The sequence below is a fragment of the Microbulbifer agarilyticus genome (assembly GCF_001999945.1).
Taxonomy (GTDB): Bacteria; Pseudomonadota; Gammaproteobacteria; order Pseudomonadales; family Cellvibrionaceae; genus Microbulbifer; species Microbulbifer agarilyticus_A.
This window is the reverse complement of the sequence record NZ_CP019650.1, coordinates 4,221,749-4,246,121: the sequence shown is the minus strand read 5'-3', so window position 1 is coordinate 4,246,121 and position 24,373 is coordinate 4,221,749. Positions and strand designations below refer to the sequence as shown.

Below are 24,373 nucleotides of genomic sequence, written 5' to 3'. Positions count from 1 at the left end.
ATTAAACATAAACACATACATACATATAAGATATGTATAACTTTATTTAAATAGATATAAGAAAGCGCAAAACAAAATTTAGAAATGCCGCTTTTTTGCACAGCTCAAGGCGCCTATAATGTGCGGCCGATTTTTACCGTGACCTGTCAGCGACAAGGCTGGCACCAGAGCTAACCTATGGATTACCCCACACAATATGATGTGATCGTGATTGGCGGCGGACATGCCGGCACCGAGGCGTGCCTGGCATCTGCGCGCATGGGGAGTAGAACCCTGCTGTTAACCCACAACATCGAAACACTCGGGCAAATGTCCTGTAACCCGGCCATTGGCGGCATCGGTAAAAGTCACCTGGTGAAAGAGGTCGATGCCCTCGGCGGCGCCATGGCCACCGCCACGGATCTCGGTGGTATCCAGTTCCGTGTTTTGAATGCCCGTAAAGGTCCAGCGGTACGAGCCACGCGCGCGCAGGCAGACCGCGCGCTGTACAAAGCGGCGATTCGCAATATCCTCGAGAACCAACCCAACCTGGACATCTTCCAGCAAGCGGCCGATGACCTGATCGTCGACAACGACCGGGTGACCGGCGTGGTAACCAATGCGGGCCTGCGCTTTCACGGCAAAACCGTGGTCATTACGGCCGGTACCTTTCTCGGTGGGCGCATACATATCGGCCTGGACAACCATGCCGGTGGCCGCGCCGGTGACCCGCCCTCCATTGCCCTTGCGGAGCGCCTGCGTGCGCTGCCTTTCCGCGTTGAGCGCCTGAAAACCGGCACTCCGCCGCGTATCGATTCGCGCTCCGTGGACTTCTCCGGTCTGGAAGAGCAGTGGGGCGACGAGCCGCTTCCGGTGATGTCCTATCTCGGCAGCCGCGCCCAGCACCCGCAACAGGTGTGCTGCTGGATCACCCACACCAACGAGCAGACCCACGACATTATCCGTGGTGGTCTCGACCGCTCACCCATGTATTCCGGCGTTATCGAGGGCATAGGCCCGCGTTACTGCCCGTCCATCGAGGACAAGGTGCACCGCTTCGCGGACAAGGATAGCCACCAGATCTTTATCGAGCCCGAGGGACTCACCACCAACGAGCTCTACCCCAATGGCATCTCCACCAGCCTGCCGTTCGATGTGCAGATGAACCTGGTACGCTCCATCAAGGGCTTTGAGAATGCGCATATCACCCGCCCGGGCTATGCCATCGAATACGATTTCTTTGATCCACGCGACCTGCTGCCATCACTGGAAACCAAGTTTATTTCCGGTTTGTTCTTCGCCGGCCAGATCAACGGCACCACTGGCTACGAGGAAGCTGCCGCCCAGGGCCTGCTGGCCGGTGCCAACGCCGCACTGCAGGCGCAGGACAAAGACGCCTGGTCCCCGCGCCGCGATGAGGCCTATCTCGGAGTGTTGGTGGACGACCTGATTACCAGTGGCACCAAAGAGCCATACCGCATGTTTACCAGCCGCGCGGAATACCGCTTGTTGCTGCGCGAGGACAATGCGGACCTGCGCCTGACCGAAAAGGGGCGTGAGATGGGGCTGGTGGACGACACCCGCTGGCAGGCCTTCTGCGAAAAGCGCGAAGCCATTGCCCTCGAGCAGCAGCGCCTCAAGGAAACCTGGGTACAGCCCGGTAGCGATGCGGCAACGAGTGTGGAGCAAAAGCTGCCGCAACCGCTGGCGCGTGAATACAGCCTGCAAGACCTGCTGAAGCGCCCTGAGCTGGTGTACAACGATATTGCGCGCCTCAAGGGGGAAGCGGTCGCCGACGAGCGCGTCGCTGAACAGGTGGAGATATCCGCCAAATACGCCGGTTACATCGATCGCCAGCGGGACGAAATTGAGCGTCTGCAGGCCTACGAGGACACCCCGCTCCCCGTGGATTTCGACTATGGCGCGGTATCCGGCCTCTCCAACGAAGTGGTGCAGAAGTTAACGGATGCGCGCCCCGACACCCTGGCGCGGGCCAGCCGCGTACCGGGTGTGACGCCGGCAGCGGTTTCGCTGTTGTTGATCCAGCTGAAGAAACGCGGACTGTTGGCTCGCAAAAAGGCGGTTTGAGGTGATGGAGCAGTTTCGACCCCGTCTACAGCAGGCGGCAGACCAGTTACAGCTGGCGTTGACCGGCGAACAGCAGGATAAGTTGCTGGCCTACCTCGACTTGTTTGCGCGCTGGAACGCCGCTTACAACCTGTCCGCGGTGCGCGATCCGGCGGAGATGCTGGAACGCCATATCATCGACAGCCTGAGTGTGGTGAACCTGTGTGGCATCAGTCCCGCAGACCAGACCCCGCTGATCGACGTCGGCTCAGGCGGTGGCCTGCCCGGTATCCCGCTGGCGATTATCCACCCCGAGCGCCCCATTAGCCTACTCGACAGCAATGGCAAAAAGTCGCGCTTTCAGTTTCAGGTAGCCAGCCAGCTCAAGCTCGCCAACATAAACGTGGTAAACCAGCGGGTGGAGGCCTACCAGCCGGAGAAGCACTACGCCGGTGTGGTTTCCAGGGCTTTTGCCTCGCTGCAGGATATGGTGCAAGGGAGTGAGCACTTGCTCGCCCCAACTGGCCGATTTTATGCGATGAAGGGCAAGATCCCGGAAGATGAGTTGAGCGCATTGCCAAAAGGCATTAAGGTCGAGCAGGTGCACCCATTGCGAGTACCCGGGTGCGACGCCGAGCGCCACCTGATCGTCCTTGTTCGCGAGGATTGAACCGCCAGCTCTGGCAAGCCACTCCAATGCCGGGGTGGAACAAAAACAACTGAGATCAATACCAGTGCACCGGGCTGATGTTCGCGGGTGTGCTTTTGCTGCCGCGCCTCCCGGTCAAACCGGCCTAGCGGCGAGCCCGGGACGCCACAGGAACTGTGCCAACGGGACCAACAGGATCAGAACCTTGAGCAAAATTTTTGCGGTAGCCAACCAGAAGGGCGGAGTCGGCAAGACCACGACCTGCGTCAACCTGTCCGCATCGCTTGTAGCCAACAAGCGAAGGGTGTTGCTGATTGACCTGGATCCCCAGGGCAACGCCACCATGGGCAGCGGCATCGACAAAAGCGAGCTGCAGCTGTCGAGCTACGATGTGCTGGCCAGTCTGCTGCCGCCGCGCAAGGCGATTGTGCCAACCGCCAGTGGTTATGACCTGATGCCAGCCAATATTGACCTGTCCGCGGCGGAAGTGGAGTTGCTGGAGATGGACGGCCGCGAATCCCGTCTGCGCCAGGCGCTCGTACAGGTCGCCGATGACTACGACTACATCATCATCGACTGCCCGCCATCGCTGAACATGCTTACCGTAAACGCCTTGTGTGCCGCTGGCGGGGTACTGATCCCGATGCAGTGCGAATACTACGCGCTGGAAGGTCTGTCCTCTCTGATCGACACGATTACCCAGGTCCAGCAGGCCGCGAACCCGAGCCTGAAGATCGAGGGCATCCTGCGCACCATGTACGACCCGCGCAATAGCCTGACCAGTGATGTTTCTGAGCAGTTGAGCGAATACTTCGGTGAGCGCCTGTACCGCACCTGTATTCCACGCAATGTGCGTCTCGCGGAAGCGCCGAGTTTTGGCAAGCCCGCGCTCGACTACGACCGCAGCTCCAAAGGCGCCATCGCCTACCTCGCCCTCGCTGGCGAGATTACCCGCCGCGAAACCGCGGCAAACCAGAATAGCAACCAGAACAGTGGACCACGCCCGGTAGCGGAAGCGGTTTAAGACTGAGGTAACAAACCTATGGCCGCGAAACGCAAGGGCCTCGGGAAAGGGCTTTCCCATCTGATCAGCAACAATGCCAGTGAAGCCATTGCCGTGGCCACTGGCGAGCGCAACGGCGATGTCGCCGAGCGCGTCGATGGCGAGCTCAAAGAGCTGCCCATCGAATTCCTGCAGCGCGGTCGCTACCAGCCGCGCCGCGACTTCCCGCAGGAGTCCCTGCAAGAACTGGCCGACTCCATCCGCGCCCAGGGCATTATGCAGCCCATCGTGGTTCGCCCTGTCGGCGAGCGCAAGTACGAGATCATCGCCGGTGAACGTCGCTGGCGCGCGGCCCAGCTCGCCGAGTTGGATAAAGTCCCCGCCCTGATTCGCGAAGTGGCCGATGAAGCCGCCATCGCCATGGCGCTGATCGAGAATATCCAGCGGGAAGACCTGAACCCGGTCGAAGAGGCGGTGGCGCTCAAGCGTCTGCAGGATGAATTCGAACTCACCCAGCAGCAGGTAGCCGAGGCTGTGGGTAAATCCCGCACTGCGGTGACCAATCTACTGCGCCTGTTGAGTCTCACCGACGAGGTGCGCACCTTCCTCGAACGCGGCGATATCGAAACCGGCCACGCCAAGGCGCTGCTCGGCCTTGCCGGTGAAGACCAGAAAGCCACTGCCCGCCAGGTGGTCGACCGCGGTTTGACCGTGCGCCAGACCGAGGCGCTGGTACGCAACGTCCAGGCCCAGGCGGGCAAGCCGAAACCGAAGAAAGCTCCGGTGGACCCTAATATTCGCCGTCTGAGTGAAAAGCTGGCAGAAAAAATTGGTGTTCCGGTGTCGATCGATCACGGCGAAAAAGGTGCCGGCAAGCTGGTGCTCAAGTACACCAGCCTGGATGAGTTGGACGGCATTTTGGCGCATCTGGGCTATAGCGAAGACTGATTCTCTTACCGCCGCAATGCTCTGGAAACGTTACTATTGCAACGTTTTTGTAAAAAATGCGCCAAAATAGTGCAATGTTTTGGCGCATGCTTCTCCGTTCACTGGCATCTCTGCCGCCAAATAACCCCTCGGTATGTAAGTGCTTACTATCAGTGGAATAGGTGGTAAACGACCGCGAAAGCCATACCATCTGACGAGATTTGCTAGTTGAATCGACAGCCTCGTTCCTCCATAATTCGCACGCCCAAATTTTGGGCGGAAAAGAAAATTTGGCCGGCCTGTTCCCGCCTATGCGTAATCCCCCAGTTGTACAGATTTCGCTGATCCAGCTAGCGGTTGTTTTGCTGGCTGTGGTGGCGCTCGAATTCACGCTGGGACGTGTCATCGCCCTTTCCGCCCTGCTTGGCGGCGCCCTGAGTGTGGTGCCCAATCTGTATTTTGGTTTGCGTGCCTTTGAGCTGTTAGGGCCAAACCGCGGCAAGATTCGCGGAGCGCGCGCCAGCCAGCGCGCGGTGGGAAGCTTCTACCGCGCCGAAACCGGCAAGTTCGTAATGACCCTGGTGGGGTTTGCGCTGGTGTTTATCAGCGTCAAAACGCTTAACCCCGCAGTGCTGTTTATCAGCTACGGCTTGTGCGTGATTTTGCAATGGATTCTCGTAGCCCGCCTGCATACCAAAGGTTAGCGGGGGGCGGGGAGCCTCGAAGAATGACTGCGCTTTTGCTCAGGGCCGAAAACCAAGGCCGCGCAGGTTCGGGGTTCCACGAAACAGATTTTTTATCTTAAAACGTGTTGAGGAACTATGGCTGCCGAACAAACCGCGACGGGTTATATCCAGCACCACCTGCAAAATCTTGCATACGGTAAACTTCCTGCGGGTTACACCCGTACCGACGGAACCGTGCTTTCAGAATCCACCTGGACGATTGCACACAGCAGTCAGGAAGCCGCCGATATGGGCTTCTGGGCCGTGCACCTGGACACCTTGGGTTGGTCCATTGGTCTTGGTCTGATTTTCTGCTTCCTGTTCGCCCGTGCGGCGAAAAAAGCGACTCCGGGCGTCCCCTCTGGCTTCCAGAGCTTCGTCGAAGTGATCGTCGACTTCATCGACAAAACCGTTAAAGACACCTTCCCGCACCGCAACAGCATGGTTGCACCGATGGCTCTGACCATCTTCGTGTGGGTATTCCTGATGAACCTGATGGATTTGATCCCGGTTGACTGGCTGCCGCTGGCGTTCGCCCACGGTACCTCTGCCCTCACCGGTGCCGATCCGCATCACGTCTACTTCAAAGTTGTTCCTACCACCGACCTGAACGCCACCCTGGGTATGGCGCTGGCGGTGTTCGCCCTGATGATTTTCTTCAGTGTGAAAGAAAAAGGCCTGATGGGCTTTGTGAAGGAACTGACTCTGCACCCCTTCCACTCCGGCAAGTGGTACATAGACATCTTCCTGATCCCGTTCAACTTCCTGCTGGAAGCGGTTTCCCTGATCGCCAAGCCTGTATCTCTCGGCCTGCGTCTGTTCGGTAACCTCTACGCAGGTGAGATGATTTTCATCCTGATCGCTATCGTATTCGGTGTTGGCGTTCTGGGCTTTATCGGCGCCAGCTTCCTGCAGATGGGCTGGGCGATTTTCCACATCCTGGTAATTACCCTGCAGGCCTTCGTATTCATGGTACTGACTACCGTGTACATGGCCATGGCACACGACCGGGAAGAGGAGCACGCGCACGACCAGTAAGGTCGTGCCAGCTGTAAAGAATTTGTCGGTTTACTGACTTTTTTCACTCACTTTCAACTTCAACAACTCTTAACTTACTTTTGGAGAAAACAATGGAAGCATTAGGTCTGGTATACGTAGCTGCTGCACTGCTGATCGGTCTGGGCGCACTGGGTACTGCTATCGGTTTCGGCACCCTGGGTGGCAAGCTGCTGGAAGGTTCTGCTCGTCAGCCGGAACAGGCTCCTGCTCTGCAAGGCAAAATGTTCCTGATGGCTGGTCTGCTCGACGCCGTACCGATGATCGGTGTTGGTATCGCTATGTACCTGATTTTCGCGGTTGCTCCTGGTCTGGCTGGTTAATCCCATCGTTCCAATTGCCCTTTAATCCACTTTTGAAAGAGCAAGAGGTGTCGGTGTGAATATCAACCTGACTCTGATCGGCCAGTCGATCACCTTTTTCGCCTTTGTATGGTTCTGCTGGAAATATGTCTGGCCAGCCCTACTGGGTGTAATGCAAGAACGTGAGCAAAAAATTGCCACCGGTCTGCAAGAAGCCGAGCGCGCAGAAAAAGATCTTGAGCTGGCTCAGCGCAAAGCAGCCGAGCAACTGAAAGAAGCCAAAGCCCAAGCGGCCGAAATCATCGATGGTGCCAACAAGCGCGCCAACCAAATCGTTGATGAAGCCAAAGAGGCAGCGCGCAGCGAAGGCGATCGCCTGAAAGCTGCCGCACAGGCGGAAATCGAACAGGAAGTTAACCGAGCGAAGGAACAACTTCGTACCCGTGTTGCTGACCTGTCTGTTGCCGGCGCAGAAAAAATCCTCTCAATCAACATCGATGCCAAGGCACACGATGACATGATTGAGAAACTGGCAGCCGAGCTGTAAGCGAGGAACCCATGGCGGAACTCAGCACTCTGGCCCGGCCATACGCTAAAGCGGCATTTGCCCACGCCCAAGAAGCCTCCGACCTCAGCGGTTGGAGTGCGGCGTTGGTAACCGCAGCGGCGGTCAGCCAGAACGAAAAAGTTGGCGAGCTGCTGGATAACCCGCAGTTGACCAGTGAAGTGCGCGCGGAAAAATTCCTGTCTGTATGTGGCGATTACGATGCCTCCATGCAGAACTTCATCAAGCTGCTGGCGGAAAACCACCGCCTGCCGCTGCTGCCGGAAATTTCCGAACTGTTCGAAGACCTGAAGGCTCAGGCAGAAGCCACTCTCGAAGTGGAAGTTATCTCTGCCCGCCCGCTCAGCGACGAACAGTCCCAGCGCCTCACCCAGGCACTCAGCAAGAAGTTTGCCCGCGAAGTGCACCTGCACAGCGCGGTCGACGAAAGTCTGCTGGGCGGCGCGATTATTCGCGCTGGTGACACGGTGATCGATGGCACCGTGCGCGGCCGACTGGCCAAACTCGCCGAGGCGATGAACTCCTAAATTACCTTCCCGGTGGGCAGCCCTGCCGGGGAATCGAGGAACAGAGCATGCAGCAACTGAATCCCTCTGAGATCAGTGAAATTATCAAGAGCCGCATCGACAATCTCGATGTGAGCACTGAAGCCCAGAATGAGGGCACAATTGTTTCCGTATCCGACGGTATCATCCGCATCCACGGCCTAGCCGACGTGATGTACGGTGAGATGATCGAGTTCGAAGGCGGTGTTACCGGTATGGCACTGAACCTGGAGCGCGACTCCGTTGGTGCCATCGTACTGGGCGACTACAAATCTCTGGCGGAAGGCCAGAAGTGTCGTTGTACTGGCCGCATCCTGGAAGCCCCGGTTGGTCCGGAGCTGCTGGGTCGTGTGGTTGACGCCCTGGGTAACCCGATCGACGGTAAAGGTCCGCTGAACAACAAGCTGACCGACGCCGTTGAGAAAGTAGCACCTGGCGTAATTGCCCGTCAGTCCGTTGATCAGCCGGTACAGACCGGTCTGAAAGCGGTAGATACCATGATCCCAATCGGTCGTGGCCAGCGTGAGCTGATCATTGGCGACCGTCAGATCGGTAAAACTGCGGTTGCGATCGATGCGATCATCAACCAGAAAGGCACCGGCATTAAGTGTATCTACGTTGCCGTAGGCCAGAAGCAGTCTTCTATTGCCAACGTTGTGCGCAAGCTCGAAGAGCACGGCGCAATGGACCACACCATCGTTGTTGCTGCCGGCGCCGCCGACCCAGCTGCGATGCAGTTCCTGGCTCCATACGTTGGCTGCACCATGGGCGAGTACTTCCGCGATCGCGGTGAAGACGCCCTGATCATTTACGATGACCTGACCAAGCAGGCTTGGGCCTACCGTCAGATCTCCCTGCTGCTGAAGCGTCCTCCGGGCCGTGAAGCATATCCGGGCGACGTTTTCTACTTGCACTCCCGTCTGCTGGAGCGCGCTGCTCGCGTAAACGCTGAGTACGTAGAACAGTTCACCAACGGTGAAGTGAAAGGCAAAACCGGCTCCCTGACCGCTCTGCCAATCATTGAAACCCAGGCGGGTGACGTTTCTGCATTCGTACCGACCAACGTAATCTCCATTACCGATGGTCAGATCTTCCTAGAAACCGATCTGTTCAACTCCGGTGTACGCCCGGCGATCAACCCGGGTATCTCCGTATCCCGAGTTGGTGGTTCCGCACAGACCAAGGTGATCAAGAAGCTTTCCGGTGGTATCCGTACCGCACTGGCGCAGTACCGCGAACTCGCGGCCTTCTCCCAGTTCGCTTCTGACCTGGACGAAGCCACAAAGGCCCAGCTGGACCACGGTGAGCGCGTTACCGAACTGATGAAGCAGAAGCAGTACTCTCCGATGTCCATCGCGGACATGGCGGTATCTGTATACGCTGCTGACAAAGGCTTCCTGAACGACGTAGAAGTCAACAAAGTGCTGGACTTTGAATCCGCCCTGCTCGCTTACATGAACAGCGAACACGCAGAGCTGATGGCAAAAGTGAACAGCACCGGTGACTACAACGGCGAAATCGACGCTGCCTTCAAGGCTGCTATCGAGAAATTCGTCGCTACCGGTAGCTGGTAATCCGTTTTCGCCCTGCGCTCTCTGAGTACAGGGCGAAACAACGCGAGCGAACAAGGTAAAGCACTATGGCAGGCGGAAAAGAAGTACGCACAAAAATTGCCAGCATCAAGAGCACGCAGAAAATCACCTCGGCCATGGAAATGGTTGCGGCGAGTAAGATGCGTAAAGCTCAAGATCGCATGGCACTGGGGCGCCCTTACGCAAGCCGCATTCGCGCGGTGATTGGCCACATTGCCAACGCCAACGCGGAATACCAGCACATCTACCTGCAAGAGCGCGAAGCAAAGCGTGTGGGTTACATTCTGGTATCCACCGACCGCGGTCTCTGTGGTGGTCTGAACATCAACGTGTTCAAGGCAGCGATCCGTGATATGCACACCTGGGATAAACAGGGTGTAGGCGTAGACATCTGCGCGGTCGGCAACAAGGCGGCCAGCTTTTTCAATAGCATCGGCGGCAACGTCGTAGCAGCAGTGCGCGACCTGGGCGACCAGCCTCAGGCCAAGCAACTGATCGGTTCTGTAAAAGTGATGCTCGATCGTTTCGCCAGTGGCGAGATCGACCGTCTCTTCCTGGTGTCCAACGAATTCGTCAACACCATGACCCAGAAGCCGCAGATCAACCAGCTGCTTCCGTTGAAGAAAGACGAAGATGAACAACTGCAGCACGAATGGGATTACCTTTACGAGCCAGAGCCTGTCGAGATTCTCGATGGTCTGTTGTCTCGCTACATCGAGTCTCAGGTGTATCAGGCAGTAGTTGAAAACAAGGCCTGTGAACAGGCTGCACGTATGATTGCGATGAAGAGCGCCACCGATAACGCCGGTGAGCTGATCGACGCACTGCAGCTGGTTTACAACAAGGCGCGCCAGGCAGCGATTACCCAAGAGCTGTCTGAGATTGTTGGCGGCGCCGCAGCGGTCTAATTCGACCGCCGAAAGATTTGAACTTTGAGGATCGGGAAATGAGTAACGGGCAAATTGTGCAAGTTATCGGCGCGGTCATCGACGTGGAATTCCCGCGCGACGCCGTACCGAATGTATACGATGCACTCGTGGTTGAGGGTAAAGACCTCACCATGGAAGTGCAGCAGCAGCTGGGCGATGGCATTGTACGTGCTATCGCCATGGGTTCTTCCGAGGGTATCTCCCGCGGTCTGCCAGTAAAGAACACTGGTGCGCCGGTTTCTGTACCTGTAGGTACCGAGACCCTGGGTCGTATCATGGACGTACTGGGTAACCCAATTGACGAATGTGGCCCTATCGGTGAGAAAGAGCGTTCCTCTATCCACCGCGCCGCACCAACCTACGAAGAGCAGTCCAGCTCCACCGAACTGCTGGAAACCGGCATCAAGGTAATCGACCTGGTATGTCCGTTCGCCAAGGGTGGTAAAGTTGGCCTGTTCGGTGGTGCCGGTGTAGGTAAAACCGTAAACATGATGGAGCTCATCAACAACATCGCCACCGAGCACAGCGGTCTGTCCGTGTTCGCGGGTGTAGGTGAACGTACTCGTGAAGGTAACGACTTCTACCACGAGATGCAGGAAGCTGGCGTTGTTAACGTCGAAGAGTTTGCTAAGTCCAAGGTAGCGATGGTTTACGGCCAGATGAATGAGCCGCCCGGTAACCGTCTGCGTGTAGCCCTGACCGGTCTGACCATGGCCGAGAAATTCCGTGATGAAGGTCGTGACGTACTGTTGTTCGTAGACAACATTTACCGTTACACCCTGGCCGGTACCGAAGTATCTGCACTGCTCGGCCGTATGCCGTCTGCAGTAGGTTACCAGCCGACTCTGGCGGAAGAGATGGGCGTTCTGCAGGAGCGTATTACCTCCACCAAGACTGGCTCGATCACCTCCATTCAGGCGGTATACGTACCCGCGGATGACTTGACCGACCCGTCTCCGGCGACCACCTTCGCCCACTTGGACTCCACCGTAGTACTGAGCCGTGACATCGCCGCCAAGGGTATCTACCCGGCTGTTGACCCGCTCGACTCCACTTCCCGTCAGCTGGATCCGCAGGTGATTGGCGAGGAGCACTACTCTGTAGCCCGTGGCGTACAGACTGTACTGCAGCGCTACAAAGAGCTGAAGGACATCATCGCGATCCTGGGTATGGACGAACTGTCCGAGGAAGATAAGCAGATCGTAGCGCGCGCGCGTAAGATCGAACGCTTCCTGTCCCAGCCGTTCCACGTAGCGGAAGTATTTACCGGTGCACCGGGCAAATACGTTTCCCTGAAAGAAACCATCCGTGGTTTCCAGGGCATCCTGAACGGCGAATACGATGATATGCCAGAGCAGGCCTTCTACATGGTCGGCACCATCGACGAAGCCGTCGAGAAAGCCAACAAGAAGTAAGGCACGCGCGTGAGGCCCGGTTTTCGCCGGGCCTTACAAGGCAAACAGCTGAGAATGAGGTAGCCTTATGGCTATGACTGTACATTGCGACATTGTTAGCGCAGAGGAATCCCTCTTCTCGGGTCTGGTGAAGATGGTGATTGTCAGCGGCGTCGAAGGGGAACTCGGTATCTCCTACGGTCACGCGCAGCTGCTCACCCACCTCAAGCCCGGCCCGGTACGCATCATCAAAGACAATGGTGATGAAGAGGTGCTGTTCCTGAGCGGCGGCTATGCCGAAATCCAGCCGAACATGGTAACCATCCTCGCCGACATCGCCGAGCGCGATATCGACGAAGATGCAGCCAAAAAGGCACGCGAAGAGGCGGAACACGCCCTGCGCAGCGCCCCGGCGGATATCGACTACGCCCGCGTTTCCGCGCAACTCGCCGAAGCCGAAGCCCGTCTGCGCACCCTGCAGGCGATCCGCAAGGCAGCCGGTAAGTAACGCGCATCTGCTTCCTACAGCAGGTCTGAAAAAGCAGCTTCGGCTGCTTTTTTTGTGCCTGTCATTTCAATCCCGCTCAAGCCGCGTCATTATTTATCCAGTTAATTGCCGGAATTGGAATCCACATGGTAAATGGAACGAAAAACGGTGCTCCGCGTATCGGTCTTGCCCTCGGCAGCGGCGCGGCAAAAGGCTTTGCCCATATAGGCGTGCTGCGCGCATTGCAAGAAATGGGTGTGCGTCCGGACGTGATTGCCGGCACTTCCATGGGCGCCTTTGTCGGTGCGGCCTATTCCGCCGGGCACCTTGACCGCCTTGAAGAATGGGCACGCCTGCTGGACAACTGGAAGGTGCTATCACTGCTCGACATCAACTGGACGCTGAGCGGTGGGGTTATCGGTGGTATCAAGCCGTTTCGCACCTTTTTCGAAGAGGTGGAATACAAAAAGATCGAAGAACTGCCGCTTCCGTTTACCGCTATCGCCACCGATTTGCACAGCGGACAGGAAATATGGCTGCAGCAGGGCGATCTGCAGGAGGCGGTAAGTGCATCCTGCTCGATTCCCGGACTACTATCCGCCAAGGATCTCTCCGGTCGCTGGCTGGTAGATGGCGCGGTGTCCAACCCGGTGCCGGTTGATGTGTGTCGCGCCATGGGCGCTACCACGGTGATTGCCGTCGATGTTACCGAAGATGCGGCGCCGTTAATGGACCGCGAGCATGGGGAAGTACGCAGTGTGATCAGCACGGTGTCGCCTGACGCCGATGAACTCTTGCTGGAAGCGGAAAGCGAAGAAATTGAGCAGCGAGAATCCGGTGGCGGCGAACCGGAGAGTAGCTTTACCGAGGGGTTGTCGCGGCTGGTGGAACAGGGGCGCGAACAGTTGAATCACTTTCGCGGCAGTCGCGAAGGCAAAGCGAGTCCGCCGGGCATGTTCGATACTATGCGTCGGGCCATGGAGATTCTGGAGCGCCGACACAAGCGCACCCGTATGATGGGCGCGCCACCGGATGTGCTGATCAGGCCCAAGTTAGGGGAGATCGGCGGCAACGAATACGCCCGCGCCGGCGAGGCTATTGAACTCGGCGAACAAGAAGTTTTGCGCCTGCGCACCTGGATCGAGGACACGGTGCGCCAGGATTGTGAGCAAACTGTCATCGGTTCGTAGGGCTGAGGATTGTCTTAAGCGCGATTGGCCAGCTTGCTGTGGAATGGCGTATACGAGAGGTAACAGATGTCTATGACAAAATACTTGCGCATTGGCGCCCTGCTTACCTTGGTGCTCCTCAGCCCACGAATGTTTGCGGCCGAGTGGCATGAATACCAGTCGGAAAACTTCACCGTGTATTCCGACGTTTCTGAGCAGCGCGTCAACAAATTGATGCGTGATCTGGAGCGCTTCCGTCGTACCGCCCTCTCCTTTACCGGCCTTGAAGAAGTTCCTGAAAACGCAAAACTTCGGGTGTTCCATTTCCGCAATTCGACAGAATTTGAGAAGTTTTCTGGCGATCAAAAAATTGCCGGGTTTTACCGGGAAACTTGGCAAGGCCCGGTCATCTTTTCCCGCGACGGTGATCACGGGATTACAGGTTCCGGGCTCATATTTCACGAGTACGTGCATCACCTGATGCGCGAACACAGTGCCATGATCTACCCGCGTTGGTACTCGGAAGGCTTCGCCGAACTGCTGGCGAGCGCGGAATTGCGCAAAAATACTGTGCTGGTGGGCGGTCTGCCGGAATGGCGATTAAGCGCCTGGTCCAAAGACGCACCACTAACGATCGAGCAGTTGTTATCGCCACCATCACTCGCGGCAGAAAATGGTCGCGACAGCAGCCGTTACTGGAATAATTACTATGCCAGTGCCTGGTTGCTCACCCACTACCTGCAGCTGGGCCACAATGCCGGCCACCCCGACTATCGCACCGCTACCGAAAATTACCTGCGCGCCGCTGCTGCCGGTGATGACTCTGTTACCAGCTTTACCGAGTACTTCGGTAAGCCGATTGCCGATATACAGCGGGAAATGCTCTCCTATATGCGCGATGATATTCATCGTTACAGCCTGGAAATACCGGAATATTCCTACTCCATCCCCCGTCGCGCGTTAAATGAAAACGAGCGCTTGTTCCTGCTGGCAAATCAGGCGCGGGATTTGCAAAAGTCCTTACTGGCGATGGATTACCTGCTGCAAAGTGAAGAGCAAGGCCTCGGCTGGTCAGAGAATCTGACTAGTATGGCGGTGATCGAGGCTGAGAAAGGCAACTTTAAATTTGGCGAGAAAATACTGCGGGATGTCGGTGAATACGGCCTTGTCGGCCACCTCACCGCGGCAAACCTTGCGCGTTACTATTTGCTGCGCTTGCAAGCGCTCCGCCAAACCCGCAAGTGGGATGAGGGCTATTACGCGCAGGCGGTAAAATACGGCAAGCTAGCGATACAAGCCGGGCCTAACTACTTGCCCGGCTACCGTACCTTGTGGGTCGTGTATCAGTTAAAGGGCGAAAGCGAATCGGCGTTACAAATTATGCTCGGCGCCCATCACCAGCAGCCCAATCACCTGAACCTTAACGCGGCGATCGGGTTTTACCTGGCGCACCTGGGAGAAGCTGCTCTGGCCCGGGAATATCTGGAGCGCGTTGTGGCCTGGAGCCATTCGCAAGACTTGCGTGCCAGAGCGCAGAAATTACTTGAGCACAGCCAATAAAAATTTGGTTTCCCATAATAAAAAAGCCCACGAGATTTCGCGGGCTTTTTTATTATGGGTAACTGGAAATCAGTGCACCCAGTGATGTCGCTCCTGCTTCTCCTGGATCGCTTCCGCGGTCGGGGTCGGCATGGCACTGACCGGCAGACGCTCATGGAAGAACGCCAGGCGCTGGTCGCCGTCCACTTCGTTCATGGTGGCTGCATCAAATACTTTGCCGTTGATCACGGTGTATTTGATGTTCTCGGACAGGCGCAGGTTTTCCAGCGGGTTGCCGTCCACCACGATGATGTCGGCCAGCTTGCCGGGCTCCAGGCTGCCCAGGTCCTTATCCATGCCCAGGTAGCGGGCGCCATCCATGGTGCCGGAGCGAAGCGCTTCCCACGGGGTAAAACCGCCCTGCTCCATCATCCACATTTCCCAGTGGGCGCCGAGGCCCTCGCGCTGACCATGGGCACCAATATGCACGGTGACGCCCTGATCGCGCAGCTGCTTGGCGTGGCTGGCCACATTGAAGTGGTTGTAGTGGTGATCCGGCGCGCGCTCGCGGCGGATAGAACGCGGGTTGACGATAAAGTCCGGCGTGAAGCGCGTCAGGCGTTCGTTTTTCCAAACCTCGGTGTGATCGTACCAGTAGTATTCGCCGGTCAGGCCGCCGTAGGCCACCACGAAGGTCGGGGTATAACCCACCTGAGTCTGGCTCCACAGCTGCTGTACATCGGAATAGATATTGGCGATCGGCAGTGAGTGCTCAACACCGGTATGACCGTCCACAATCATATTCATATTGTGCTGGTACTTACCGCCGCCTTCCGGCACCACCATGATGCCGTGTTTGCGGCCTGCTTCCAGCACCTGCTGACGCTGTTCGCGGCGCGGCTGGTTGTAGCTCTTCACGGAAATTGCGCCCATGTCCTTGAGACGCTCCACATGGAATTCTGCATCTTCCAGACTGTTGATCTTGGCTTTGTAGCCAGGACCTTTGGCGCCATAGAGGATGGTGCCGGTGGAGTAAATACGCGGGCCGTTGATGATGCCGGCCTTCTGCATTTCCGCGGCGGAGAAGATCTCACTGCTGTCGTTGGAGGGGTCGTGAATGGTGGTCACGCCAAAGGCCAGGCTGGAAAACAGGTTCCAGTTCTGCTGCGGGATGATTTCCTCGCGTCCCTGGGCGCCGTGGGCATGGGCATCGATCAGCCCTGGCAGCACGGTTTTGCCGGTCACATCGATACGCTGGGTGCCCACCGGGATTTCCACCTCACTGGTTGCGCCCACTGCGACAATACGATTGCCGCGGAACAGCACCACACCGTTTTCAATCACTTCCCGGGTCTGCTCGGAATCGCGCATGGTGACCACGGTGCCACCGGTGAGTGCCACCAGTTTGTCGCTGTTGGCAAACGGCTGTTCGAAGCTCAGGTCGGTCCCTTCGCTGACGGGCTCCGGTAGCTGCTCCGGTGCGCCGGCGACAAAGCCAAACGCATCTTTCAGTTCGCGCTCGTACAGTTTCGGGCCGTGGGCCCACCCCAGGGTGTTGCTGTCGGCGGACCAGTGCAGGTTCTCACCGGCGCGCTTGGATACCTGGGTTACCTTGACCGCACTGGCCTTGGGGCCAATGGATTCGGATTTGCCAGTGTGCATAAACGGGGCGGCAAATGCCCTGAAGTCCTGGGTGAACGCCACCCAGCGACCGTCCGGTGACAGGCGGAAGGAGGTGATTTCTGCGCCGTGCAGATGTTCACGCTCGTCCTTACCGTTGGTTTCGACACTCTTGAAGACACGCTTGCCACCGTTGCCGTAAATGTACTCGGAGAAGTAAATGCGCTCACCGTCGGCACCAAAGTGCGGCTCGTAACCAGACTTGGCGATACGGCGCTGCCAATCGCCATCGGCGTCGGCGAGATAAATTCCCGGCTCGAGGGAGTACTCGGGGCTCAGCAGGTAGCCACCGGTAAAGCGGCGGAAGGTTACCTGTTCACCATCCGGGGAGAAGCTCGGCTCCACATACAGGCCCGGTTCCTGGGTGATGTTCTTGCCGCGGCCACTGCGCGCAGATACCACGCGTACCTGGCCCAGCTTTTCGTCGTCCCAGGACACGTAGGTGATTTGCTTGCCGTCGCGGGACCAGCTCGGATAGAACTCAAAGTGCTCATCCTGACGGGTTAATCGGCGACGTTCACCACTTTTAACGTCCTGAACGTAAATTTTACCCAGCGCCTGGAAGGCGATCTGTTTGCCATCCGGAGACTTCTGCGCCCAGCGAATCATCTTTACGTCAAACGCATCCGGTGCCACATCAACCGGGAAGCGCACCGCATCGGCGATCTGCTTGTCGGTTTTGACGTGCGCGACGATTTCGCGTGCGCCGCTTTGCAGGCTGCTGCCGTCGGCGGCGATGCGCAGGAACTTGCCCTTGCTCCACACCACCAGGGATTTCCCGTCTGGCATCCAATCGTACTGTACGTAGTTGCCGTGGGAGCCGAAGGTTTCCTGCAGGTCACGCTCTAGTTCGGAGTAGATTGGTGTCTCCAGACCGGTACTCAGGTCTTTCACGAACAACGCGGTGTTGAAGTCCTGACGGCGCACGAAGGCCAGTTTTTTGCCGTCCGGGGAAGGCATTGGGGCGATGGAGCCGCCGGGGCCGGACACAAAGGTCTCGTCCTTGCCATCATTCAGGTCATAGCGGTTGATGGCAAAGATCTGCTTGGTGGAGTTCTTGTTGTACTCCCACACGGTCCCCGAGGTGGTGTCGATGGTGTAATAGATGTAGCGACCGTCCGGCGAGAACACCGCATCGGAAATGTTCTTCTGTGCGATATCGCCACCAAGGCGCGCTTTGATCTGGCGGCCTTCACCACCGCCATAGTGGTACATCCAGATCTCACCGGCCGGGATACTGCGGCCACTCATAAAGCCTTTACGCGCCACTAGGTATTGCCCGTCCGGGCTGAAGCTCGGCGCGTGCACCAGGTTTTCACGCTCGGTGGTGAGCTGACGCAGGTTGTCGCCGCTGCGATCCATGATCCACACGTTATCCGCACCGTCGCGGTCGCTCACGAAGACGATCGATTTGCCGTCCGGGCTGAAGCGCGGCTGGGTATTCCAGGCAATCTCATTGGTGATCGAGGTGGCCTTGCCGCCGTCGATGGGCATCTCATAGATGTCACCCAACATATCGAACAGGATGGTTTTGCCGTCAGCGCTGATATCCAGGTTGCTCCACGTGGTTTCGCGGGTATCCAGCGGAATGGACTTGAATTCGTAGGGCGGTTTGTTCACGTCCCACTTGTCCGCTTCCTTCTTCGCCTCTTCCGCGGCAGCGGCCAGTGGCAGGGTCAGGGCGAGACTGGCGCCGCCGATCAGGCGTGCCAGCTGGCTGACTTTGGTTTTTATCATCTCGAGCTCCCGGTTTACTGGAGTTGTCTTGAATAGATGCAACACCTTGGCGAAGACGCCGGCAAGGTGGCTCTCAACTCAACAGAATCACCGCAACCTCTGTAAAAGACAACTCACCCATGTCGATCGGGATAAAACCCGGAATTTCGCCGAAAAACCAGATTTCCTACTAGAAAAGATCAGTTCGTGCGGGGCCAAGTAGTGTTTGGGCGTCTTTACAGACTCAACGAAGCAAGATTTTTGCTTTAGGTGGGGCGGCTTAGTGAGAACGTGATATTAGAAAGAGGAAATTAATGATTTTTTGGCGCCCAAAGCAACTTAATATACGGAACTGTCCTAAATGTTCGTTATTTCTTGGCAATATTTCGCTTTATTACACGATTGTCGGCGTAAGGCATGAGGTCCTAAGAGAGCCGCTCGTTACAGATTAGTAAAAGTTTTTTTACATAACATTTTGTATCGAGAGCAATAAAGCTAACTTGGGGAATACAAAGTTGATAAATCTAAAAAATATACTCGGAAGCGCCCGCTTACCGGTGAAGGCTAGTGTTTCAACGGCAGTTCTGGCCGCCGTACTGTCACCAGTCACTTTCGCGCAGGAAAATGAAGCTGCGATTACAGAAACCAACGTCGAAGCTCAGGAGGAGCAATCACTCCTTACTGAGATGGAAGATGACAGTGGTGTTGAGGAAGTAGTTGTTACCGGTTCGCGCCTGAAGCGCGATACCTTCTCCAGCATTGCACCTTTGCAGATCATTGACGCCGAAGGCGCGCGCGAAGCGGGCGCAATTGATACCTCCACCATCCTGCAATCCAGTGGCGCAGCCACCGGTCAGCAAATCGATCTGACCTTCTCTGGTTATGTTCTGGATAACGGTCCTGGTGCTTCAACTGTAGACCTGCGTGGTTTGGGTGCTGGCCGTACTCTGGTTCTATTGAATGGCCGCCGTATGGCGCCGGCTGGCGTAGAGGGTGCGCCGGTTGCCGCAGACTTGAATCTGATTCCAGCTTCTCTGGTGCAGCAGTATGACCTGTTATTGGACGGCGCTTCGTCGATCTATGGCTCTGACGCCGTCGCCGGTGTGGTTAACGTAATCCTAAAGAAAGACTTCGATGGTGTAGATTTCGAGGTGTTCGGTACTAACCCGCAGCAGCCTAATGGTGGGGAAAATACCCTGAGCTTGAGCTGGGGACAAAACTTCGACCGCGGCTTTATCGGCATGGGCATCGAGCATTTCGAAATGGATGCCGTTACCCTGGCAGACCGCGAATGGACCGCTGGATGTGAGCGCAATATCGAAGTCGGTACCGATGGCAATATTTATACCGATAATGCGTATTATCAAGAAATCTACGGCATGGACTTTGAAGGCTGTGGAATTGGTTCTCTTGCTGGCCGTGTCTCTGTGCCAGAGGCGGGCAGTATCTACTACACCCCCGGTAGCTCCAACGGTGGTTGGAATGGTTTCACCGAATCCAGTGCCTTTGCACTAAGCGGCCTGGATACCAATGGTGATGGCGTACCGGACATTAATTTCCACGACTACGACCTCAACGGTAAAGAGCAGTTTGCGCACTTGATTCCCCAGCAGGAACGCACCAGCTTTATGGCCTTTGGTGAGTACACCTTTGAAGGGGACATGAACCTGACCCCATTCTTCGAGGTCAGCTATGCCAAGCGTGAGAACTTTATCAATACTGGTGCGAGCCAGTTGTTCCCCGCTGTACCTGCAGATAACCCCTTCAACATCTGTAACCCAAATGGCGTGCGCGGTGTTGATTGTGGTGAGGCCTATGACCAACTCCTGCTCAACCCCGGCTTTGTCGCTCAGTTTGCGGGCTTTTATGGCCTGACCCCTGAGCAGTTCCGTGATCAAGGTATTGTGGACTTGTTCGCTGGATCTCTGGGACCGCAAGGCACCACTCCAATCGTTTCCGTACTTGGTGATCGAAATATCAACCGAGTAGAGGTTGCCCAGACCCGCTTTGTGACCGGAATGCGCGGTGACCTGCCGATGATGAATATTGGCAGTCTGTCTGACTGGTCTTTTGAGCTGGCCGGTTCTATCACCAAGTCTGATGGTGACTCCAGTCGCGTCGGTATTCGTGGTGACCGGATGTACCAGTCGCTAGCCACCACCATTGAGGATCCAAATAACCCGGGCACATTTATCTGTGAACCGCTGCCGGGTGAGTCCACCTGTGTGCCTATCGATATGTTTGCTGATTCGTTGTACAACGGCGTAATCGGTGATTTTGCGACTCAGGCTGAGCGTGACTATCTGTTTGACAGCCGTGACTTCGATACTTCTTACTACCAGACAATCTTCTCCGCGTATGCCAGTGGTACCGTTGCAACCCTGCCTGCAGGCGATGTAATTGTGGGTGTTGGTGCTGAACTGCGTGACGATCGCATTAAGTCTGTTCCAGACGACGTTGCACGCGATGGTCTGTTTATCCACTACTTCGCGGATGGCGGTGCAACCGGCAACAAAACCACAAAAGAAGCGTATGGTGAGATTGAGATACCTGTGCTCGCCGGTAAATTCATGGCTGAAGAGTTGACTACCAACTTGTCTGCCCGCTACACCAAAGACGAGTTCTATGGTGGTGCTTGGACCAATGCCGCTAAGGTCGCCTACCGCCCGGTTGAATCCTTACTGCTGCGTTCTACCTACGGTACTTCCTATCGTGCTCCGAATCTGCGCGAAAACTTCCTGCAAAATCAAACTGGTTTCCAGACCGTGTCTGACCCCTGCTTGATCCCGGATAGTGCGCTGGACGACCTCACTGGTGGTTACAACCCTGCACTGGACACGCGCTCTCCTGAGGTATTGGCTAACTGTGCCGCGAATGGTGTAGATCCAACCACTGCCGAGAACAATGGCTTCAATTCATACAGTGTTGAAGTTGCTCGCGGCGGTAGCCTTGGGCTGAAAGAGGAAACATCTGACTCCTTCACTGTTGGCTTCTCTTTCGAGCAACCATTCTTTGAGAGTTTTGATCTGACCCTTGGAATGACGTATTACGATATCGAAATTGAAAATTCGATCATTGAACCGTCGCCACAGTTCCTGATCAATGATTGTTATAACAATCCGAATGGCAACAGTGCTTTCTGTTCTCAGTTGCAGCGTGGTGACGATGGACTGCTCGATAAAGTCGATGCAGCATTCGTAAACCGTGACAATGAGATTGCACGTGGCTTTGACTACAACATTGCTTATTCGCAGCCTGCAACCATCTTCGGTGCACCGATTGACTTGAGTGCTAACCTCACCTTCAACCGCGTACTTGAGCGCACGCTCACGTACCTCGATGACGAAGGTAATCCTGATGTTGACGTATATCAGGGCACTTTCGGCTTCCCGAAATGGCAAGGACGTGGCGAATTCCGCGTTGACTACGATAAGTATCGCTTTACCTGGACAACTCAGTACCTGGGCTCAGTAGAGCAAGCAGACGAGTTTGTTGACGAGTTCAGCGATATTTATGACACCAATGAGACAGGCTTTACTTCTGATTCCTGTATTGGTGCCGCAAACGGCGGGGTTGATTGTCGTGATGTTGGCTTCGCCGATGATTATCTGCTGCACAGTGCCTCCTTCTACTACTATGCCGACACCTGGACCGCGGGTCTGGGTGTGCGCAATGTATTTAATGAAGCACCTCCTCAAGTAGACGGTAACGAAATTCTTTCCGTCAACAACACACCGATTGGTTATGGCTACAACGTTCAAGGCCGTACCATGTTCCTGAATCTTCAGAAAAACTTCTGATAGTATCCAGGTGAGAAAGCCCGCCTAAGGCGGGCTTTTTTTTCCAAGCAATTTATTAGTAAGAAAGTAATGTTGCAGGGTAGCTATATGGCAAGACTCAAATTGCTGATCAGTTCATTGATACTACTGATCAGCCTTGACGTGGTGGCGAAGAATCAGGAGCCCTATCCACTGGAATATTGGGCTTTGCGCGATGTAATCAGTAACGTTGAGATTTCCCCGGATGGGAAACATGTTGCACTATTAAAAATTCCTACCAAAGACGGCGATCCCGTCATAGAGGTGTATCCCGCTGACGATCTCGACGCTGAGCCGTATCGGATCAACTCGAATCCGATGGAGATTCAGAGTTTCTTCTGGCTTAGCAATGATGTCATTGGGATGAATCTTCGCCAAAAAGTGCGTGATCGAATTGAGGGCTTTAATGAGGGTGTTTATGAATACCTTCTCGGTTCCGTCGATATCAAGCGTAAAAAATTGAAAAAATACGACCAGTTGGGTGCCGATCTTGAACATCTGCTGCCAAATAATGAACGTCGGATCATTTTTTCCTATCTGCCCGGTGGCGAAGATAATCGCTTGAACAAAGCGTTTCGCCCCCGCACTTACTACGAGTTGGATATCAAGTCTGGCGCCAAAAAGCTAATTCTGCGCGGCAAGCTCGATATGGGGCAGATCGAATTTGATATCGATGGGAATCCCTGGTTGGCACGCGGTTTCGATATTGGTAAGGGTGAGTACGTTTGGTACGAGCGTGTTACTAACACGAAAAAGTGGCAAGAATTTTACCGCCTGAGCGAAGAAAGTTTTGAAAACTTCTCCGTAGATGGCTTTGATGATCAGCAGCCACATATCTTCTACGTGCGTGCGAACAACGGTCACGACAAAATTGGTCTTTGGGAATATAACCTAAAGAAGCAAGATTTTGGTGAGTTGATTTATCGCCGTAGTGATGTGGATGTGGCAGGAGTTCGCTTCCACAGCAATGAGTGGACGAATCTAGATAGCGTTGTTGGAGTCGTCTATTCCAAGCAGAGCATTGAAGTTGAATATTTCGATGAGCTTGAAATGGCCACTAACCAACAGCTCAAGCAGGTTATCCCTGAGTCCAACTACCTGCGCGTAAATAGCCGCAGTCGTGATGGTGCCAGCCTTACTATCTACAACGTTGGCCCGCGTGATCCTGGAACCTACTACCTGTTACACAAAGGTAAGTTGAAAAAGCTGGGTAGTCGTCAACCGCTACTCGAGGCTGAGAAGCTCGCCGACGTGCGCTACATCGAATACAAAGCACGGGATGGTAAAAAAATTCCCGCCTACCTGACCATACCAAATGGTAAGCCGCCGTTCCCGGCGATTGTGATGCCACACGGCGGTCCATTTGTTTCCGAAGTCGTAATTTACGATGAGTGGGCGCAAATGCTGGCGAACAATGGCTATGTGGTGTTGCAGCCCCAGTATCGCGGTTCTCGTGGTCTTGGTCTCAAGCACTATCAATCCGCATTTATTGACGGTGGCCAGGGTGGCTACAAAATGCAGGATGATAAAGACGACGGCATGATGTATCTGGTGGAACAAGGTTGGGCGGAAGAGGGTCGCCTGGCAATGTTTGGCTGGTCTTACGGTGGTTACGCCGCACTTGTGGCTGCCGCACGCAAAGACCAGATTTATCAGTGTGTGATTGCGGGCGCTGCAGTGTCGGATAATCAGATGCAGGTCAACTATTATCGTGATCGTATGCGTGGCGCGCAGAAGGTCGAGCAACTTGGAATGTGGGACGACAGTATCTCCCCGATCGAAGCTGCCGCTGATGTGAACGTACCAATTCTGTTGGTGCATGGCAGCGTGGATCAGCGAGTACCGCCAGCTCATGCTGAGCGCTATCGCAAGGCGCTGGATAAGTTCGGTAAAGAATACAAATATGTCGAGCTAGATGGTGCAGATCACTTCAGTAATACGCTGTTCTATGACCATCAAAAAACACTGTATGAATCCATGATCTCATACTTAAATCAGGATTGTGGGGCGGGCGGATTGTAATACTCCGCTGTGTCTGGAAGAAAACCCGGCCTTGGCCGGGTTTTTGTTTTCTGTCTAACCCTTGTTGTCGGGTCAACATGCAGACCGGGTAGTTCAGTGATGTCTGCAGCCCAGCGACTCACGGCTAGTTAACCCTATATCTGCTTGCGCCTTACGACCAAACTCGTAACAATCCTTTCCCTGCAAAAATGATTGGTATCTATCTATAA

General features: G+C 55.5%; 18 protein-coding genes. 17 read left to right on the top strand and 1 reads right to left on the bottom strand.

The features are described from left to right. Positions 1 to 177: 177 nt before the first annotated feature. The 15 genes from mnmG to Mag101_RS17595 all read left to right on the top strand — a co-directional run bounded on the left by mnmG (position 178) and on the right by Mag101_RS17595 (position 14,949). The gene (mnmG, locus tag Mag101_RS17665; RefSeq protein WP_077407914.1) at positions 178 to 2,067 is read left to right on the top strand and encodes a tRNA uridine-5-carboxymethylaminomethyl(34) synthesis enzyme MnmG; all 1,890 of its coding nucleotides are present in this window, start codon (positions 178 to 180) and stop codon (positions 2,065 to 2,067) included. A gap of 4 nt (positions 2,068 to 2,071) precedes the next feature. Further along, positions 2,072 to 2,716, top strand: coding sequence for a 16S rRNA (guanine(527)-N(7))-methyltransferase RsmG (gene rsmG / locus Mag101_RS17660; protein WP_077408439.1), 645 nt, complete (start codon positions 2,072 to 2,074; stop codon positions 2,714 to 2,716). A gap of 184 nt (positions 2,717 to 2,900) precedes the next feature. Beyond that, the gene (locus Mag101_RS17655) at positions 2,901 to 3,719 is read left to right on the top strand and encodes a ParA family protein (RefSeq protein ID WP_077407912.1); all 819 of its coding nucleotides are present in this window, start codon (positions 2,901 to 2,903) and stop codon (positions 3,717 to 3,719) included. Between the two features lie 18 nt (positions 3,720 to 3,737). Continuing rightward, positions 3,738 to 4,646 (top strand): ParB/RepB/Spo0J family partition protein, encoded by a 909-nt coding sequence (locus tag Mag101_RS17650; RefSeq protein WP_077407910.1) that lies wholly within the window; start codon positions 3,738 to 3,740, stop codon positions 4,644 to 4,646. Positions 4,647 to 4,936: 290 nt separating this feature from the next. Continuing rightward, positions 4,937 to 5,329, top strand: a complete 393-nt coding sequence (locus Mag101_RS17645; protein WP_232325076.1) for an ATP synthase subunit I — start codon at positions 4,937 to 4,939, stop codon at positions 5,327 to 5,329. A gap of 117 nt (positions 5,330 to 5,446) precedes the next feature. Next, entirely contained in the window at positions 5,447 to 6,388 is a 942-nt protein-coding gene (gene atpB / locus Mag101_RS17640; protein WP_077407907.1) for a F0F1 ATP synthase subunit A, read from the top strand. A 92-nt stretch (positions 6,389 to 6,480) separates the two neighbouring features. Further along, positions 6,481 to 6,729, top strand: a complete 249-nt coding sequence (gene atpE, locus Mag101_RS17635) for a F0F1 ATP synthase subunit C (RefSeq protein ID WP_010131056.1) — start codon at positions 6,481 to 6,483, stop codon at positions 6,727 to 6,729. Positions 6,730 to 6,784: 55 nt separating this feature from the next. Next, positions 6,785 to 7,255 carry a F0F1 ATP synthase subunit B gene (locus Mag101_RS17630; protein WP_077407905.1) on the top strand — a complete coding sequence of 157 codons (471 nt, stop codon included), beginning with the start codon at positions 6,785 to 6,787 and terminating at the stop codon, positions 7,253 to 7,255. Positions 7,256 to 7,266: 11 nt separating this feature from the next. Continuing rightward, on the top strand, positions 7,267 to 7,800 hold the full coding sequence (locus Mag101_RS17625) for a F0F1 ATP synthase subunit delta (RefSeq protein ID WP_077407903.1): 534 nt from the start codon (positions 7,267 to 7,269) through the stop codon (positions 7,798 to 7,800). Positions 7,801 to 7,847: 47 nt separating this feature from the next. Further along, on the top strand, positions 7,848 to 9,392 hold the full coding sequence (atpA, locus tag Mag101_RS17620) for a F0F1 ATP synthase subunit alpha (RefSeq protein WP_077407901.1): 1,545 nt from the start codon (positions 7,848 to 7,850) through the stop codon (positions 9,390 to 9,392). A gap of 65 nt (positions 9,393 to 9,457) precedes the next feature. Further along, the gene (gene atpG / locus Mag101_RS17615; RefSeq protein ID WP_077407899.1) at positions 9,458 to 10,318 is read left to right on the top strand and encodes a F0F1 ATP synthase subunit gamma; all 861 of its coding nucleotides are present in this window, start codon (positions 9,458 to 9,460) and stop codon (positions 10,316 to 10,318) included. A 38-nt stretch (positions 10,319 to 10,356) separates the two neighbouring features. Beyond that, a complete protein-coding gene (gene atpD / locus Mag101_RS17610) occupies positions 10,357 to 11,754 on the top strand; it encodes a F0F1 ATP synthase subunit beta (RefSeq protein ID WP_077407897.1) in 1,398 nt (465 codons plus the stop codon). Between the two features lie 67 nt (positions 11,755 to 11,821). Further along, positions 11,822 to 12,241, top strand: coding sequence for a F0F1 ATP synthase subunit epsilon (locus Mag101_RS17605; protein WP_010131050.1), 420 nt, complete (start codon positions 11,822 to 11,824; stop codon positions 12,239 to 12,241). A 125-nt stretch (positions 12,242 to 12,366) separates the two neighbouring features. Continuing rightward, positions 12,367 to 13,410, top strand: a complete 1,044-nt coding sequence (locus tag Mag101_RS17600) for a patatin-like phospholipase family protein (RefSeq protein ID WP_077407895.1) — start codon at positions 12,367 to 12,369, stop codon at positions 13,408 to 13,410. A gap of 66 nt (positions 13,411 to 13,476) precedes the next feature. Beyond that, positions 13,477 to 14,949 (top strand): tetratricopeptide repeat protein, encoded by a 1,473-nt coding sequence (locus tag Mag101_RS17595; RefSeq protein ID WP_077407893.1) that lies wholly within the window; start codon positions 13,477 to 13,479, stop codon positions 14,947 to 14,949. A gap of 69 nt (positions 14,950 to 15,018) precedes the next feature. Here the strand turns inward: Mag101_RS17595 and Mag101_RS17590 are convergent, their stop codons facing one another. Beyond that, on the bottom strand, positions 15,019 to 18,345 hold the full coding sequence (locus tag Mag101_RS17590; RefSeq protein WP_077407891.1) for an amidohydrolase family protein: 3,327 nt from the start codon (positions 18,343 to 18,345) through the stop codon (positions 15,019 to 15,021). Between the two features lie 494 nt (positions 18,346 to 18,839). On the opposite strand from Mag101_RS17590, the gene Mag101_RS17585 reads away from it, so the two are divergent. Next, positions 18,840 to 22,124, top strand: a complete 3,285-nt coding sequence (locus Mag101_RS17585) for a TonB-dependent receptor (RefSeq protein WP_157520487.1) — start codon at positions 18,840 to 18,842, stop codon at positions 22,122 to 22,124. Between the two features lie 87 nt (positions 22,125 to 22,211). Then, positions 22,212 to 24,164, top strand: coding sequence for an alpha/beta hydrolase family protein (locus tag Mag101_RS17580; protein WP_198040030.1), 1,953 nt, complete (start codon positions 22,212 to 22,214; stop codon positions 24,162 to 24,164). The last annotated feature ends 209 nt before the right edge of the window (positions 24,165 to 24,373 follow it).

Coding starts and splice junctions, on each gene's coding strand:
- mnmG (WP_077407914.1), top strand. CDS start 178: ATGGATTACCCCACACAATATGATGTGATCGTGATTGGCGGCGGACAT.
- rsmG (WP_077408439.1), top strand. CDS start 2,072: ATGGAGCAGTTTCGACCCCGTCTACAGCAGGCGGCAGACCAGTTACAG.
- Mag101_RS17650 (WP_077407910.1), top strand. CDS start 3,738: ATGGCCGCGAAACGCAAGGGCCTCGGGAAAGGGCTTTCCCATCTGATC.
- Mag101_RS17645 (WP_232325076.1), top strand. CDS start 4,937: ATGCGTAATCCCCCAGTTGTACAGATTTCGCTGATCCAGCTAGCGGTT.
- atpB (WP_077407907.1), top strand. CDS start 5,447: ATGGCTGCCGAACAAACCGCGACGGGTTATATCCAGCACCACCTGCAA.
- atpE (WP_010131056.1), top strand. CDS start 6,481: ATGGAAGCATTAGGTCTGGTATACGTAGCTGCTGCACTGCTGATCGGT.
- Mag101_RS17625 (WP_077407903.1), top strand. CDS start 7,267: ATGGCGGAACTCAGCACTCTGGCCCGGCCATACGCTAAAGCGGCATTT.
- atpA (WP_077407901.1), top strand. CDS start 7,848: ATGCAGCAACTGAATCCCTCTGAGATCAGTGAAATTATCAAGAGCCGC.
- atpG (WP_077407899.1), top strand. CDS start 9,458: ATGGCAGGCGGAAAAGAAGTACGCACAAAAATTGCCAGCATCAAGAGC.
- atpD (WP_077407897.1), top strand. CDS start 10,357: ATGAGTAACGGGCAAATTGTGCAAGTTATCGGCGCGGTCATCGACGTG.
- Mag101_RS17605 (WP_010131050.1), top strand. CDS start 11,822: ATGGCTATGACTGTACATTGCGACATTGTTAGCGCAGAGGAATCCCTC.
- Mag101_RS17600 (WP_077407895.1), top strand. CDS start 12,367: ATGGTAAATGGAACGAAAAACGGTGCTCCGCGTATCGGTCTTGCCCTC.
- Mag101_RS17595 (WP_077407893.1), top strand. CDS start 13,477: ATGTCTATGACAAAATACTTGCGCATTGGCGCCCTGCTTACCTTGGTG.
- Mag101_RS17590 (WP_077407891.1), bottom strand. CDS start 18,345: ATGATAAAAACCAAAGTCAGCCAGCTGGCACGCCTGATCGGCGGCGCC.
- Mag101_RS17580 (WP_198040030.1), top strand. CDS start 22,212: ATGGCAAGACTCAAATTGCTGATCAGTTCATTGATACTACTGATCAGC.